Below are 14941 nucleotides of genomic sequence, written 5' to 3'. Positions count from 1 at the left end.
AACTGCCAAGACTGACCTTGAACGATGAATACAGGGACAACGACCAATGCGAAAACTAGTCGCCGGCAAGCTGCACGGCATCCACGTCACCGAAGCGAACCTCAACTACCATGGTTCGATAACGCTCGACCCCGACCACTGCGAGGCAGCCGGGATCCTGCCGATGGAATTCGTGGAGATATGGAACAAGAATTCCGGTGCGCGGATTTCGACCTATGTCATCCTCGGCGAGCGCGGTTCACGGTGCTGCATCCTCAACGGAGCGGCGGCTCGCACCTGTCAGCCCGACGACCCAATTATCGTCTGCAACTCCATCTACCTGGACGAAGCGCATATCACCTCGCTGAAGCCGCGCATCGTCACGTTCGACCAGGATAACTGCATACTCGACCGCCTGAGCTACTCCGTCGATCTTGACACAGACGGCCGTTACAGTTTCTCGATCCTTGATGAGGCGAATGAAGCTTTGGCAATTCCAGCCTTGGTTTCCGGGGCGTGAGCCGCGCTCCGCAGATGTGCGAGCCTCGGCACTGAAGAGCGTCTGGTCTAAGACTCGACGAAGTTGCTGAAAAAGGGCCGATGCCCACTGCGCCTTGGGCACCGTGGGCCTTCGTGGGATGGCGCAATGTCTCGCAGCTGCTGATCCGCGAACAGCGGTTTGCATGTCTGACCCTTGTCTCAGGTTACTTGCGGTGGCGGCTTGCAAATTCTTTCTGCTTTCTCAAGCGCCGCGGCTGGGTCCTTGACGACCTGGCTTTTCATGATCTTTGCCGCCGTGTCGATCAAGCAGGCCACCGTCCTCCGCATCGGCAGCGGTGCCAACCATCATCGCGAATATGGCTAGCCGAACGGCCGCAAGCAGCATTGAGGTGGGCCTTCGGCAAAGTGTTTCCCGCCGGCGCCAAGGCTCGCCAGCCATCCGACGCCTGATCGCGTTACATATCAGGTTCGTCGATCGGTGGCTTGGCAGCAAGACCGAGCCTGGCTCGTTGGCCATCGGCGTAATTTTCGGCGGGAAACTGTGTCTTGAACCGAAGAACTGTCAGTTTGCCGTCCTCGACAATATGAACAACCCATCCCCCACTACAACGCTTGACCCGCACGTCATTAGGTTCGCCAGCCACCATTGCTGCCCCTCATTTTCGTTGCCTTGGGCTGAGACTGGAAGTCGTTCCCGCACATCGGAAAACATAGGACCTTACGTAACGTCAAGCCCCGATTTTGGGATAGCCGATGCCTTGTCGATTTCAGGGTGACGGCGATTCTGGTCCGCAACGTCCGTGATTGCTCAAATCGATTTAGATGCGCAGATTTTGCATGTTAATTCAGCCTTGTTATCCACAACTAACGTGAATGGGAACGCGTATTCAGTCCGAGTACCTCTGCAAAAAATCTGCCGCTCTGGTGAGGGGAGCGGGCGATCAGGGCGTGTGAGGTGCTGACGTCAAACGCGAGATTCCGGAAGATTGATAAAATCGTTTGTTTCGATGAGATGCATCCACCCTGTGGATAGAAATACAGTCCCATGAACGGGCAAGCCTCTGGTGCGGGAGATGATGCTAAAGGAGACATCCGGCATGGCCACTCCACGCAAAAGCTCGGCACGTCTCGGCGCTACCAAATGCTCAGCCCCTCACCTCGCTCTCTACGGTGCGACGAAGCGCGCTGGCAGATCGCGGAAGGCACAATGGTTACCGATCCGCAGGGTGGATTCATCCTGTGGGTCGAGCCTCCGAACACCATCGATTGGCTCGACTCTTTCAGGGCTGCATCGTCCGGAAAATCGTGATCGCCCACCCTCTTGTCTTGACTAGCCCCAGCCTAGGGCTTATCTCGTCGCATTGTTAGCGCTCGCCCTTGGTGAGTGCTAACCGCAGGCCGGCATAGCCGAGCTTTGTAAGTTATCCGGCGTCGCCGGACGCTTTTCTCACCGTTCTCATCGAGGAAGAAAAAATGGCAAAGTCGAAGTTCCGCCCGCTTCATGACCGCGTGGTCGTTCGCCGGGTCGAATCCGAATCCAAGACCGCCGGCGGGATCATCATCCCGGATACGGCAAAGGAAAAGCCGCAGGAAGGCGAGATCATTGCTGTCGGCTCCGGCGCTCGTGACGAAGCCGGCAAGCTGGTCCCGCTGGACGTCAAGGCTGGCGACCGTATCCTGTTCGGCAAGTGGTCGGGCACCGAAGTCAAGCTCAATGGCGAAGACCTTCTGATCATGAAGGAAGCCGACATCATGGGCATCATCGGCTAACACGCCGCTGCCTTTCATCCGTACCATCCAATCTGAATTTCGGGCGAAATGCCCAGGAGTACAAAATGGCTGCCAAAGACGTAAAATTCTCCCGTGACGCCCGCGAGCGCATGCTGCGCGGTGTCAACATCCTTGCCGACGCGGTGAAGGTCACGCTCGGCCCCAAGGGCCGCAACGTCGTTATCGACAAGTCGTTCGGCGCCCCGCGCATCACCAAGGACGGCGTCACCGTCGCCAAGGAAATCGAGCTTGAAGACAAGTTCGAAAACATGGGCGCACAGATGGTCCGCGAAGTTGCTTCGAAGACCAACGACATCGCCGGCGACGGCACCACGACCGCGACCGTTCTGGCGCAGTCGATCGTCCAGGAAGGCCACAAGGCGGTTGCCGCCGGCATGAACCCGATGGACCTGAAGCGCGGCATCGATCTTGCCGTGACCGACGTCGTCGCGACGCTGATCAAGAACGCCAAGAAGATCAAGACCTCGGAAGAGGTTGCCCAGGTCGGCACGATCGCCGGCAATGGCGACGAGTCGGTCGGCAAGATGATCGCGGAAGCGATGCAGAAGGTCGGCAATGAAGGCGTCATCACGGTCGAGGAAGCCAAGACTGCCGAGACGGAACTCGAAGTCGTCGAAGGCATGCAGTTCGACCGCGGCTATCTCTCGCCCTACTTCGTCACCAACGCCGACAAGATGGTTGCCGATCTCGAGGACGTCTACATCCTGCTGCACGAGAAGAAGCTCTCCAACCTGCAGGCCATGCTGCCGGTTCTCGAAGCCGTCGTGCAGACCTCGAAGCCGCTGCTCATCATCTCGGAAGACGTCGAAGGCGAGGCTCTGGCCACGCTGGTCGTCAACAAGCTGCGTGGCGGCCTGAAGATCGCCGCCGTCAAGGCGCCGGGCTTCGGTGATCGCCGCAAGGCCATGCTGGAAGACATCGCCATCCTCACCGGTGGCCAGGTCATCTCCGAAGACCTCGGCATCAAGCTCGAGAACGTCGGCCTCAACATGCTCGGCCGCGCCAAGAAGGTGTCGATCTCCAAGGAGAACACCACCATCGTCGACGGCGCCGGCAAGAAGGAAGGGATCCAGGGCCGCGTTGCCCAGATCAAGCAGCAGATCGAAGAGACCACGTCGGACTACGACAAGGAGAAGCTGCAGGAACGTCTCGCGAAGCTCGCGGGCGGCGTTGCGGTGATCCGCGTCGGCGGTGCGACGGAAGTCGAAGTCAAGGAAAAGAAGGACCGCGTTGACGATGCGCTGAACGCGACACGCGCGGCCGTGGAAGAAGGCATCGTTCCCGGCGGCGGCGTTGCCCTGCTGCGCGCTTCGCTGAGCATCAACGCTGTCGGCGCAAACTCCGACCAGACCGCTGGCATCAGCATCGTGCGTCGTGCGCTGCAGGCTCCGGCCCGCCAGATCGCGGCCAACGCCGGTGCGGAAGCTTCGATCGTTGCCGGCAAGATCCTTGAGAACAAGGGCGCGACCTTCGGTTTCAACGCCCAGACCGGCGAATATGGCGACATGATCGCCATGGGTATCGTCGATCCGGTCAAGGTCGTGCGCACGGCTCTCCAGGACGCGGCCTCGGTCGCCGGCCTGCTGGTCACCACCGAAGCCATGATCGCGGAGGCTCCGAAGAAGGAGTCGGCTGGCGGCGGCGGCATGCCTGGCGGCATGGGCGGCGGCGGCATGGGCGGCATGGGCGGCATGGATTTCTAATCTAGCCTCTATCAGCTTTCGGATACCGAGAGGGCGGCAGCGATGCCGCCCCCTTTTTTTGGGACGGAGCCGGTCGGAAAAGGTTTGGGCTCGCGTGATATTGTAGTGCGCGCGCCTACACGGCCACACTACATCGTCGCAGTGGAGCTTTCGGGTGGCGAACTGAACAAACATGGCTTTGTGCGCGACTATCAAGACTTAGCAGCGCTCAAGCCACTACATCGATGGCACGTTCGACCATGGCGGTCGGTTTTCGATATGCCTGATATGAGCGGCCGTGGAAGCCGCTCAAAGAATGATACCGCAGTGCTGTTGCCAACGTCGGCGATTTCGATGATCGACTCCGCCTATGCCAGCTCTTCACGAGCTCTATCCGCGCTTCCTGTCATGGAGCGAAAGCCTTAGCGCGACTCGTGATTGAGGCTGTCATTGCTATGGGCTAATCAGTCGGGAAGCTGCGCTTGCAATGACGGAGGGCCGGAACGATCTCGTCCGATCATCTGGCACAAGGTGTGCTTATTAGTACGTTGCGAAGCTAGTAACTTAACCATGAAGGGGGACGACGGTTTGACCGTGACACAGTCGCTGACGAGACGTCTCAAAAATCCCGAGCTATTTGACGATCTGGCCGGTGTGCCTGGTCGGAAGGCGGAGCAATCCACGAGGCGTTTTTCGGTGTTCAATCCCTCAACAGGCGAGCTGTTGGCTGAGCTTCCAGATATGGATTTCCGGGACGTTTCCAAGGCAATCGATAAGGCTGAAGCTGCGCAGGAACATTGGGCGGCGCTCACCGCGCGCGAGCGCTCCGACATCTTATGGGAATGGCACCAACTGATCCTCGACCACAGCGAGGATCTTGCAGCCATTTTGACGGCTGAAATGGGTAAGCCGCTTGCAGAGGCGAAGTCTGAAATCGCCCATGCCGCAGCCTACCTCCAATGGTATGCCGAGGAGGCCAATCGCATCTATGGCGAGACGATTTCGCCGCCTTCTAACGACAGGCGTATGCTGGTAATCAAACAGCCGATCGGTGTTGTCGGCGCCATTACTCCTTGGAATTTTCCCGCCTCGATGGTGGCTCGCAAGATTTCGCCTGCGCTTGCCGCCGGCTGCGCGATTGTTCTGAAACCCGCGGAGCAAACACCGCTTGTCGCGGGTGCTATGTTCACGCTTGCCCGGATGGCAGGTTTTCCCGATGGCGTTCTAAACTTGATCTACGCATCGGAAGGCGATGCGGTTGGGCGTGAACTTTGCTCGAACCCGAAGGTCCGCAAGATCAGCTTCACTGGGTCGACCGAGGTCGGGCGGCTGCTCATGAGGGAGTGTTCGGATCAGATCAAAAGAACCAGCTTCGAACTTGGTGGTAACGCTCCTTTCATTGTTTTTGATGATGCAGACGTCGACGCTGCCGTCGATGGTGCGCTACAGGCAAAGTTTCGGAATGCAGGCCAGACCTGCGTTTCAGCCAATCGGCTTTACGTACAGTCCAGCGTGTATAATGAATTCTGCGACAAATTCACCAACCGCGTCAGTGCATTGCGCGTCGGTGACGGTTTCGAGCCAGAAGTTGCGATCGGTCCCCTGATCGATAAGTGCGCGCTTGCAAAGATTGAAGATCATATTCGCGATGCTGTGCGGCAGGGTGGGAAGATCCGTTGCGGTGGCAACCGTATCGGCGAATCGGGAACCTTCTTCGAGCCCACGGTGATCACCGACGTCGAAAGGACAATGCGGGTCGCTCAGGAAGAAACCTTCGGACCGCTGGCTCCCATAATCCGCTTCAACGATCCCGACCAGGTGGTGCGCGAGGCGAATGACACGATTTACGGTCTTGCAGCCTACTTCTACGCTTCCAATCTAAAGCGCGTGTGGCGCGTGGCTGAAGCCCTCGAATACGGAATGGTCGGCATCAATACGGGACGCATGTCATCCGAGGCCGCACCCTTTGGCGGAATGAAGCAATCAGGGATCGGTCGTGAGGGGTCGCGCCACGGCCTCGAGGATTATCTCGAAATGAAGTACCTGTGCATGGGTGGGCTATAATCCCACAGCATCCATCCCATTGACTTCGCCCTGACAATCCACCGCGGCCATCGATGGAATGGTGGCCTTCGATCAAGGCCCAGCGTAAAACCTTGATGCTGTCATCCTTGCCTTCGGCCGCATTCACCCATCCCTGATTGACACGTGCTTGCCATGTACCGCTTCAATCCGCCGGGAGTGGTTTTTCCTGTCTCGGCCGCGACAGATCAGGGTGCTGGTGCGCAAAATCTCCGTCCATCCGACAGCCGGCGAGCCTTCGATCACAGTTCTTCCGTCTGGTCGAATGGCGGCATCTTCTGAAGCCTTATTGCAGCCCTAGCTTCCTCTTCAGTTCCGCGTTCTCTGTGCGCAGGCGTTCCGCGAGCAGGCTCTTCAATCGCTTGTTTTCTCTCTCGAGGGCGACCAGGTCCTTCAGATCGTCGCCATCGGATCTAGGCGCCGCGGCCTTCTTCCAGTGATAATAGGTCTGTTCCGATATACCCGCCTGCTTTACGGCGCTCTTGAGAGTGGTGCCGCCGCTGATCGACGTCTCGACCTGAGCGAGCATTTGGGCGCGCTCTTTTCCGGAGTAGACCTTCCGGGCGCTCCGCACGGCCGCTGCTGTTGCTGTTGCTTCCGCCGGGGACGCCGTATTGGCGCCATTCTTGCGACCAGGCTCAGTCTTGGCCTTCCGCGAAGGTTGGGTTTTCTTCTTCGTTTCAGGCGTCCTTCCTTTGGGAGCGTGTTCGGTTGCAGCTTCTACTGATTCAGCGTCTAGGGGATTTGCCATGAGATACTCCGCTTGCGGTTTGTGCGCGTGTTCAGCATCAAGGGCTATGACATTAGAGTCAATCAGCCGACGATTTGGCAGATCCATATCTTTGAGCTCCCTTGTTGTGTCGGCTATAGCCGCGGAGAGATCGACATCGCTCCAGATGGAATGGCCCCGTTTTTGATAATTGCGCTTTTGTTTGACCTCCACAGTGAACGGTCGGGTCTGCCGCCTCATAGTTTCTTCCTTGTTAGAACGAATTGCACAGGAGGTCGCGGCTGACGATGACTGAACAACTGGCGCTTCCTCTGTTGCGCCGAGCTATATGGATGAGATAGTCCGAGAGCAAGCGGCACTTGCGGTGTGCATTGACAAATGCTCGGGCCACGTCGCTGGCTGACCGCAGCTTTGTTTTCATATCGATGCGTTTGCAGAGCTGGAACAGCGGCTCGCGCGTCGCAACGCCATCGAGCACGTTTTGAAGGGGTGGATCTGAAGGCATCCGGTTTCTGCTGGGCGCACGCCAGCGGCTCGCGGAATATTATCCGCGATGGCTCGATCAGGTGGTTGCGAGCTTGTCAGCGAATCTAAAGCGGGGGTAGGGGGTACATGGAACGACACATCACGACACAGTCGGCTAGTCGGTGCGTCTGATCGACGTGGCCGGCAAGGCGGGTCATGCTGTCGTGACGCAAGTGGGCGTCGACGGGTCAGGTTTTCATTTAGCGTTTCAATTGAATTCGGAAATGAAAGTCCCCCTAGCTTTCCAGTTGGATAGGCCTCGCCGGAAGTCATGATCGTCTCGTCCCAGTGAAGGTCGCAATCATTCGTGATTGCGACCTTCACTAGCCAGCTCCGGCCAATCATTGCGGGAGGATATGCAATACAGGTCGAGGCGTTGTCGGCGTTTCGGCGGGTAAGACGGGATAGGCGACCTCCGGTACTTTTCCGGTCAGCGAATTAAGGAAGGCAACGAGCAGGTCGACTTCTTTTTCCGTCAATTCTTGGCCGAGCTGGGTGGTCCCCATAATGGCGACGGCCTGTTTCAGATCCCAAACCTTGCCCGAATGAAAGTATGGCGCGGTGAGTGCTACGTTGCGCAACGGCGCCACGCGGAAAACATAGGAATCGTCGGCTTCATGGGTCACGGCAAATCGGCCTTTGTCGTTTTCCGGCAGGACATCGGTGTTGGGCTTTTCAACGAGGCCGAATGGGGAATAGCCCTCCCCACCCACGTTGATACCGCCGTGGCAGGACGAGCAGCCTTTGTCCATGAAAAGCGTCAGGCCCTGTTTCTGTTCGGAAGTCATAGCGGCGTCATCGCCGTTGAGGAAGGCATCGAAGGGCGCCGGTGTGACCAGTGTCGCCTCAAAGGCTTCGATTGCCTTGGCGACGTTTTCGAAGGTGACGCGATCGGCTTCGCCCGGGAAAGCTGAATTGAACCAGTCGACATATTGCGGCATCGACTTGAGCGTGGCGATGAGTTGACCTGGTGTGTTGGCCATTTCGACAGCGGCTTGGATCGGTGCCTTGGCCTGAACCTTCAGGTCTTCAGCACGACCATCCCAGAACTGCGCTATGTTGAAGACAGCGTTCAGTACCGTCGGCGCGTTACGCGGTCCCTTCTGCCAACCATGGCCGATCGAGCTTTCTTGATTGTCGTCGCCCCCGGTGGCCAAGTTGTGGCACGAATTGCACGACAAGACGCCTGACGCCGAGACGCGTGGATCGAAGAACATTGCCTTGCCCAGGGCTATCTTCTCCGGTGTGATCGGGTTGTTGGCGACTGTCGGCGTGATGGATGGGAGAGGCTTGAAGGTGGCCCGTGCTGTTTCTCTGAGGTATACGGGGATCGTTTGCGCAGCAAAAGCGATGGCCGGCAACGCGACAGCCACCGCAGTGAATAGGATTTTCACAAGTGATCTCCCTGCGTTTTGCACGGAAGCCATTGTTGATATGCGGTTCGTGAACGCCTTGCGCTAAAGGCGGCAATCCTCTTTGAATAAAATCGATTCTGACGCGGACCTGACATATTGTCTTCCTTCGTTGCATTGCGCGATATCACCCACGATGAACGCCAGTCGGTATCTCCTGTCGCCTCTCGAGAAGCATCAAAAGTCGTGCCAACTGAGCAGAAGGAACCTCCGGGGATTTTCTGGTCATCATTCAATAGGTTGAAGGAATTCGCAGCAAAGCGCAGCCCTACTCCGGTGTCGCAGATCTGACAGCCAACAGTCGGGCTGAAACAGAGAGATGTTGGTCCCTCAGCGTCTTGTCCGATGGGGACCGGCCTCCTGCATGGGCGGGAGGGGACCACACGGTATTAAAGCTCAAGTTGAACGCCGCCGGCAAGCATCGCTAGACAGTCCCCGCAGATACTTTGACGCTGGTCCGCGAGCTGGTGCGCCTAGTGCCCGACCGCCAGATCGCGGCTCCTCAATCGCGCCGCAAGCCGACGGCGCGTTAAAGCGGCCGCGCAATCATCGATGTGAGCGCGATCACGGCGCTGCGCACTTTGTCGTCGAATTGTGGCTACTGGAGCAATCCTCGTAAAGCGAGCCAAGGTTCTTGATCTAAACGGCGGCGGCCGCCATATTAGCGTAGCGCCTCTCACACGTTCGAGAGTGATCGCATTTTTGGATGCCGCCGGCTCGGGCTGTTTCGGCATCCTATTTCAACATCGGCCGCCGCTTGTTTCGAGTTATCGAATGGCCGTTCTCTGCATTTGGAGGCAAAATGACCGCAACGCCTTTCGCGCTGCCCGAGGCAGTGCTTACCGCAATCTCAAACGGAAAACCCGTAATCCAGGCATGTCGGGAACATCTTGGCTATTCGACCGAGGACGTTGCCGTGACCAGCGGTCTGACAGTCGAGGAGGTCGGGCTGATCGAATCTGGCCATTGTTTCGACAAGGGCTATCGCGATCGGATCGCTCGGGCGCTTGGCTTGGCTGAGAGTATCTTCGATGAAATCTGGGGTATCCCGAACGCTGCCTGACGTCGGCCTCTGAAGATTACCCGCCGCCTGCCAGGTCGGATCAAAATCCCAAGGGTATATCAATACCCTTACGGCGGCGCGGCGGCAGAATTCTTATTTCTACGGAGTCGATTCGCTCTGCGGAAGATCGGCCTCATGCTGGGCGACACGGATGTAACCTTGGCCCGCACGAGAGGCCAGATCTGTGGAAAGAGAGAACCGGCTAGCCGGTTGATGGTACGAGGGCATGTGGACAAAATATCCCTACTCCGATGGTGGCGCCGAACTACGGCACAACGATCAGCGCTTGCGAAGTCGAGCGCTTAGACGAAAAGATTTCGGCGAAACCACCCGAGGCCATCAGGAAGGTTCGTCACGATGAAAGCGATCCCTTGCCCGTTCTGCACAAGCTGCGAGGTTAGGCCATATGAGACGGACGAGGCGCGCGTTGTGATGAAATGCGAGGACTGCGGTGCATCGGGGCCGGTCTGCATCGACGAAGTCAACGCCGTCGAAAGCTGGAATTACCGTCCATCTGCCCAGCCCGAATAGGATTGTCCACGTGGCATGGCGATAGCGATGCGCCTACGCCTAATGGCCCCGGTCCGTCACCGGCGCGCAGGAGCGTATTATCTTCGTCAGCCGGTGCCGCGTTTCTCTTCCGAGCCCCCGCCAGTCAGGCCCGGCGCATGCTGGCCTACCCCGTCAGAGTGCCAGGCCGCTCATGTCGCGCCTGCCGTACATGGCAACGAACCTTATCGCGCACCTGATCGACTGATATTGCCGATCACCTTCCGCAACTCGAGCGGCTGTAGCAGCGCATGCCGTTACATCGGATGCGCAAGTGTCGTCTGACAATCTCGCCGGAAAACTGCCGTCTCAACAATTCGGCCAGCCTGTCGTTGCGACATCGCTCACTAGCCATACTCATAAAACCTGTTCTGGTTTGCCTCGCCTTGCCTAGCCGCCGGTCGCCTGACAGCCCACATGCCGACGCAGGTTCGGTCTGCCAGCCACCGCAGGGCATGTGACGTGGGACTGTCAGGTTCGACCGTATACGTCCTCAAGCCGCACGATGTCATCTTCGCCGAGATACTCGCCGCTTTGGACCTCGATCATCACCAGTCCGATATTGCCGGGGTTTTCGAGCCGGTGTTTGTGGCCGCAAGGGATATAGGTGGATTGATTAGTGGTCAGGAGTAGCTCCTGGTCGCCGTTGACTATTTTCGCAGTGCCGCTGACCACGACCCAGTGCTCGGAGCGGTGATGGTGCATCTGCAGGCTCAAGCGTCCGCCCGGCTTCACCTCGATGCGCTTGATCTTGAAGCGCTCGCTTTCCTCCAGAACCGTGTAGGTGCCCCAGGGCCGGTGCACGGTACTGTGAAGCAAGTGCGCTTCATGTCCCGCAGCCTTGAGGCCCTCGAAGAGTTTCTTGACGTCCTGGACGCGATCGCGGGATGCAACAAGCAATGCATCGGGGGAATCCACGATCACCAGGTCGCTGATGCCGACGGTGCCGATGACGCGTTTGTCCGAGCTTATGTAACTGCCCACGGTGTCGACCACATGGACATCGCCGCGAATCCTGTTGCCGCTCCCGTCAGCGGCGACCAGTTCGGCCATTGCGTTCCAAGATCCAATGTCGTTCCACCCCATTTCGCAGGGAACGACAGCGAGATTGTGGGTTTTTTCCATCACCGCATGGTCGAGTGAAATACGCGGCGCCATGGCGAAGTGCTCAGATGAGAGTTCGACGCTGGCAACATGTTCGCCGTGGCTGACGCGAGCGTTATCATAGCTATCGAGAACGGCATCGATCACCTGCGGGCAATGCGCAGCCATTTCGTCGAGCATGACCTGCGCCTTGAAGCAGAAGATGCCGGCGTTCCAGAAGAAACGTTTGGACGCGACATAAGATTTGGCAGTCTCGGCGTTCGGTTTCTCGACGAACCGGACAACTTTCTCACCGTCGGCCTCGATGTAGCCGAATGCGGTGTCTGGCCTATCCGGGGTTATGCCCAAGGTTGCAATACGCCCCTGCTGCGCCTGTTCGATTGCCCGGTTCATGGCGGTTTGAAATGCGGGCAGATCACCAATCATATGGTCGGCGGGAAAAACACACAGAACAGCATCGGGACCCTGTGTTGCCTTGGCATGGACGGTTGCCGCAGCGACGGCGGCGGCGGTATCCCGACCCTCAGGCTCAAGCAGAAAGGTGCGTGGCAAAACAACGGAATCCAGCTCGTCGAAAACGTCTTTCGTAAGGAAGAGGTGCCCCGTGGACGTCACGGTAACAAGCTCCACGACATGCTGCATCGAAGCGGCGCGCAACACGGTGTGCTGGATGAGCGAAAGTCCATCCGCCACCTTGAGGAAAGGTTTGGGGTGCGATTGCCTTGAGGCGGGCCAGAGCCGCGAACCAGCTCCACCGCTAATGATGACCGGAACCACTTTCATCAAAGGTCCTCTATCTCGTCTGTAAGCGCGAACGCATGTGCCCCTTGCAGCGTCGAGGCGACGATCGCCATGGCCCTGCTCTCGGTCGAAGCTTCCGAGTAGCAGCGCAGTTCCGGGGCATTGCCGGAAGGCCGCAGATGTATGATCTCACCTGAAAGCATCCGCGCCCTGAGGCCATCGGTTTCGTCAATTTCGGCGACGGTCCCGAACGAGGCAAGAAAGTGCTGCAGTGCGTTCCGGCTTGCGAGATGATCCATCAATCTGCGCGAACTTTCCGCGGGGAAGTTCTGAAGCCGGTCACTGGCGCACACAGGAAGATTCCAAAGCCCGCGCAGTCGCGACAGCTTCTTTTTTGTCGACGCCATGGTACTGAGGACGGCCAAAATCGGGAGGAATGAGTCCCGCGTCGGCAGTGCAGTCAATGTCTTCCCATTCACCACACAATCCGAGCCCAGCAGAACACCACCATTGGCCTCAAAGCCGACGATGACGCCGCCGGCGCCGTTTAATGCTTCCATTGCTTCAATGACAAATGGGGACCCGACTTTCGTCCTCTGGACCGCGAAACCAAAGGCCTTCGAAATTCCCGAATTGGAGGTCACTGGCGTCACGATCGTGTCTGCCTTCAGGAAAAGAGCCGTTGCAAGCCCAACCAGGTCGCCGCGAAGAAGATCGCCATTTTCATCAGCGATGAGTGGCCGATCAGCGTCCGCATCGGTCGACACGATGGCATCGAGACCGAATTCGCGGACCCACTTCTTCAATTTTGCGATTGTTGCTGCGTCCACGGCTTCGGTATCGACAGGTACGAAGGTCCCGGTTTTCCCGACGGCGACCACGCTGGCACCGAGCGATCGAAGAACCTGTACCAACAGTTCCGCCGCGACCGAACTGTGCTGATAGACACCAAGTCTCATGCCGGAAAGTGAGCCCGGCTCCAGCATGTCATGGGCGCGCTCTCGATAAGAGGCGATCGCTTCTTCACGGTGCATAGGCCACGTCGTTCCCAGACAAGCCGTTGGTAAGCAATACGCAATTGATCTTTCGGCTACAAAGCGCGTAATCGCGGCCTCATCCGCCTTGCTGATTTCACCATTCGGGCCATAGAATTTGATGCCATTGCGATCGGCTGGAATGTGCGACCCGGTGACCATAAGAGCCGCCGCGCCGTGTTTGCATGCATATAGTGCCAGGGCAGGCGTGGGTATGGTGCCGCAATCGATCGGCTGGAAACCATTTGCGGCCAACGCCGCCATGCAATTGTTGGCTATCGCCTGACTGCTGTCACGTAGGTCGCGGCCTATGAAGACCGAACTATTCGGCTGAACCCGGCTGGAAATCAAACGCCAAGCGAAAGCTTCGGTATAAAGTCCGCTGGCCTTGCCGACCAATTCCGAAGCCAAACCTCGAACGCCGCTTGACCCGAATTTCATGATTTCGCTTTGCTAGTGGACAGGCAGGGTGGGGTAATGTTGCAATGGGCTAGTACTTTCTACTGCAAGCGCCATCGTTCTCAGGCACCTGCTGTTCAGGTATGCGGTCTCTACAACACGGTGTGGCGTAAGGACCCCTCAGAGTTCCGCCGAACAGCAGGGCATCCACTGGCACAGGGGCATCCACAGTTCTCCTTCTAATGGTATCTTTTGGCGCGCTCATCTAATGATCAAGGAAGTGGAGTGATCGATCGGTGCCTGCCGGTATTTCGCTATGCAGCATCATGACAGGTCCGTAAACTTGGTTGTTTGGATGGAACGCATCCATGGCATGGATAGGGCTAGAAAGCCGTCTCGATCAGCGCAATGGAACCCTGTGATTCTTGGGTAATGGATTAAGGTCAGCCAGAGCGCTCGCCGACCATGGCGTCGCCTAGGGCGCTGGACCCAAGCAGGAACCGATGCTTGGATCAGTTGGGGCGACGATCAGCGCCGACAATGTCTTGCCTTGCGACGCCTTCAGAAAGTTGTTTCTGGAATTGCGTTCGATCAAGGCCCAGCGCAAAACCTTGATGCAGTCGTCGCCGCCGCAATCTTCGCCTTCGGCTTTGTCTACATCCATCCGTTCGAGGACGGAAACGGCCGCATTCACCGCTACCTGATCCACCACGTCCTTGCCATGCACCGCTTCAATCGCCGGGAGTGGTGTTTCCCGTCTCGGCCGCGATCCTGGACCAGATCGACGAGTACAGGCGCGTGCTGGAGAGCAATTCGAAGCGCCTTCTGCCATTGGTCGAATGGGAACCGACGCCGCAATTCAACGTCCGGGTGCTGAATGACACCGGGGATTTCTACCGATACTTCGATGCAACCCCGCACGCCGAATTTCTTTATGCCTGCGCTCGGCGGACGATCGAACGGTACCTTCCTGGCGAAACAGCTTTTCTGCAGCGCTACGATCAATTCCGGCAATAGGTGAATGCCTTTATCGACATGCCCGAGCGGCTGATCGATCTGCTCTTCCGTTTCCTTAACCAGAATGGTGGCCCCTATCGAGCCGCGCCCTCGGAAAGGAATTCCCAGCTCTGACCAATGACGAGGCGCGGCGGCTCGAGACGATCTATGCGCAGACCAGAAAACGGCAAAGCACGAGGCAGAAGCCTTTCACTGGACTGCCGGTCGACCCTTGCGTTGTCGCCGAAACTCGGGACGTCATGTTCTGGGGCAAACCGGACAAGCCGAAGGTGTGTCGGGAATGCTGCTGGGCCACGGCAGTGATTTCTGCATCGTCTATACGCCTATATACG

At 57.9% G+C, this 14941-nt stretch carries 10 protein-coding genes and 1 pseudogene; 7 read left to right on the top strand and 4 right to left on the bottom strand.

The genetic code is table 11. From position 1 onward, the window contains the following. The first annotated feature begins 46 nt into the window (after window positions 1–46). From panD to ACLGL5_RS11330, 4 genes are all read left to right on the top strand, one after another. Window positions 47–499, top strand: a complete 453-nt coding sequence (panD, locus tag ACLGL5_RS11345; protein WP_069091020.1) for an aspartate 1-decarboxylase — start codon at window positions 47–49, stop codon at window positions 497–499. A gap of 1454 nt (window positions 500–1953) precedes the next feature. Continuing rightward, window positions 1954–2250, top strand: coding sequence for a co-chaperone GroES (groES, locus tag ACLGL5_RS11340; protein WP_006333965.1), 297 nt, complete (start codon window positions 1954–1956; stop codon window positions 2248–2250). 65 nt (window positions 2251–2315) lie between these two features. Next, window positions 2316–3974 carry a chaperonin GroEL gene (groL, locus tag ACLGL5_RS11335; RefSeq protein WP_069091019.1) on the top strand — a complete coding sequence of 553 codons (1659 nt, stop codon included), beginning with the start codon at window positions 2316–2318 and terminating at the stop codon, window positions 3972–3974. Between the two features lie 549 nt (window positions 3975–4523). Next, a complete protein-coding gene (locus ACLGL5_RS11330) occupies window positions 4524–6017 on the top strand; it encodes an NAD-dependent succinate-semialdehyde dehydrogenase (protein WP_069091018.1) in 1494 nt (497 codons plus the stop codon). Between the two features lie 304 nt (window positions 6018–6321). On the opposite strand, the gene ACLGL5_RS11325 is transcribed toward ACLGL5_RS11330, so the two are convergent. Both ACLGL5_RS11325 and ACLGL5_RS11320 read right to left on the bottom strand, forming a co-directional pair. Continuing rightward, window positions 6322–7005: a transposase gene (locus ACLGL5_RS11325; RefSeq protein WP_083246542.1), complete on the bottom strand. Its 684-nt coding sequence runs from the start codon at window positions 7003–7005 to the stop codon at window positions 6322–6324. 626 nt (window positions 7006–7631) lie between these two features. Continuing rightward, the gene (locus ACLGL5_RS11320) at window positions 7632–8717 is read right to left on the bottom strand and encodes a cytochrome-c peroxidase (protein ID WP_069091016.1); all 1086 of its coding nucleotides are present in this window, start codon (window positions 8715–8717) and stop codon (window positions 7632–7634) included. Window positions 8718–9504: 787 nt separating this feature from the next. Here ACLGL5_RS11320 and ACLGL5_RS11315 point away from each other — a divergent pair. After that, window positions 9505–9765: an XRE family transcriptional regulator gene (locus ACLGL5_RS11315; protein WP_027033144.1), complete on the top strand. Its 261-nt coding sequence runs from the start codon at window positions 9505–9507 to the stop codon at window positions 9763–9765. Between the two features lie 1020 nt (window positions 9766–10785). On the opposite strand, the gene ACLGL5_RS11310 is transcribed toward ACLGL5_RS11315, so the two are convergent. Both ACLGL5_RS11310 and ACLGL5_RS11305 read right to left on the bottom strand, forming a co-directional pair. Beyond that, the gene (locus ACLGL5_RS11310; protein ID WP_006334012.1) at window positions 10786–12201 is read right to left on the bottom strand and encodes a mannose-1-phosphate guanylyltransferase/mannose-6-phosphate isomerase; all 1416 of its coding nucleotides are present in this window, start codon (window positions 12199–12201) and stop codon (window positions 10786–10788) included. Beyond that, a complete protein-coding gene (locus ACLGL5_RS11305; RefSeq protein WP_069091014.1) occupies window positions 12201–13634 on the bottom strand; it encodes a phosphomannomutase in 1434 nt (477 codons plus the stop codon). The genes ACLGL5_RS11310 and ACLGL5_RS11305 overlap by 1 nt, the downstream gene beginning before the upstream one ends. A gap of 508 nt (window positions 13635–14142) precedes the next feature. Here ACLGL5_RS11305 and ACLGL5_RS11300 point away from each other — a divergent pair. Both ACLGL5_RS11300 and ACLGL5_RS11295 read left to right on the top strand, forming a co-directional pair. Next, window positions 14143–14250: pseudogene (locus ACLGL5_RS11300) on the top strand (hypothetical protein); the annotation flags it as partial. An 86-nt stretch (window positions 14251–14336) separates the two neighbouring features. Next, on the top strand, window positions 14337–14609 hold the full coding sequence (locus tag ACLGL5_RS11295; protein WP_069091012.1) for a hypothetical protein: 273 nt from the start codon (window positions 14337–14339) through the stop codon (window positions 14607–14609). The last annotated feature ends 332 nt before the right edge of the window (window positions 14610–14941 follow it).

Source organism: Mesorhizobium sp. U510, assembly GCF_059180695.1.
The sequence above is the reverse complement of the archived record's forward strand: the minus strand, read 5'-3'. Positions and strand labels throughout refer to the sequence as shown.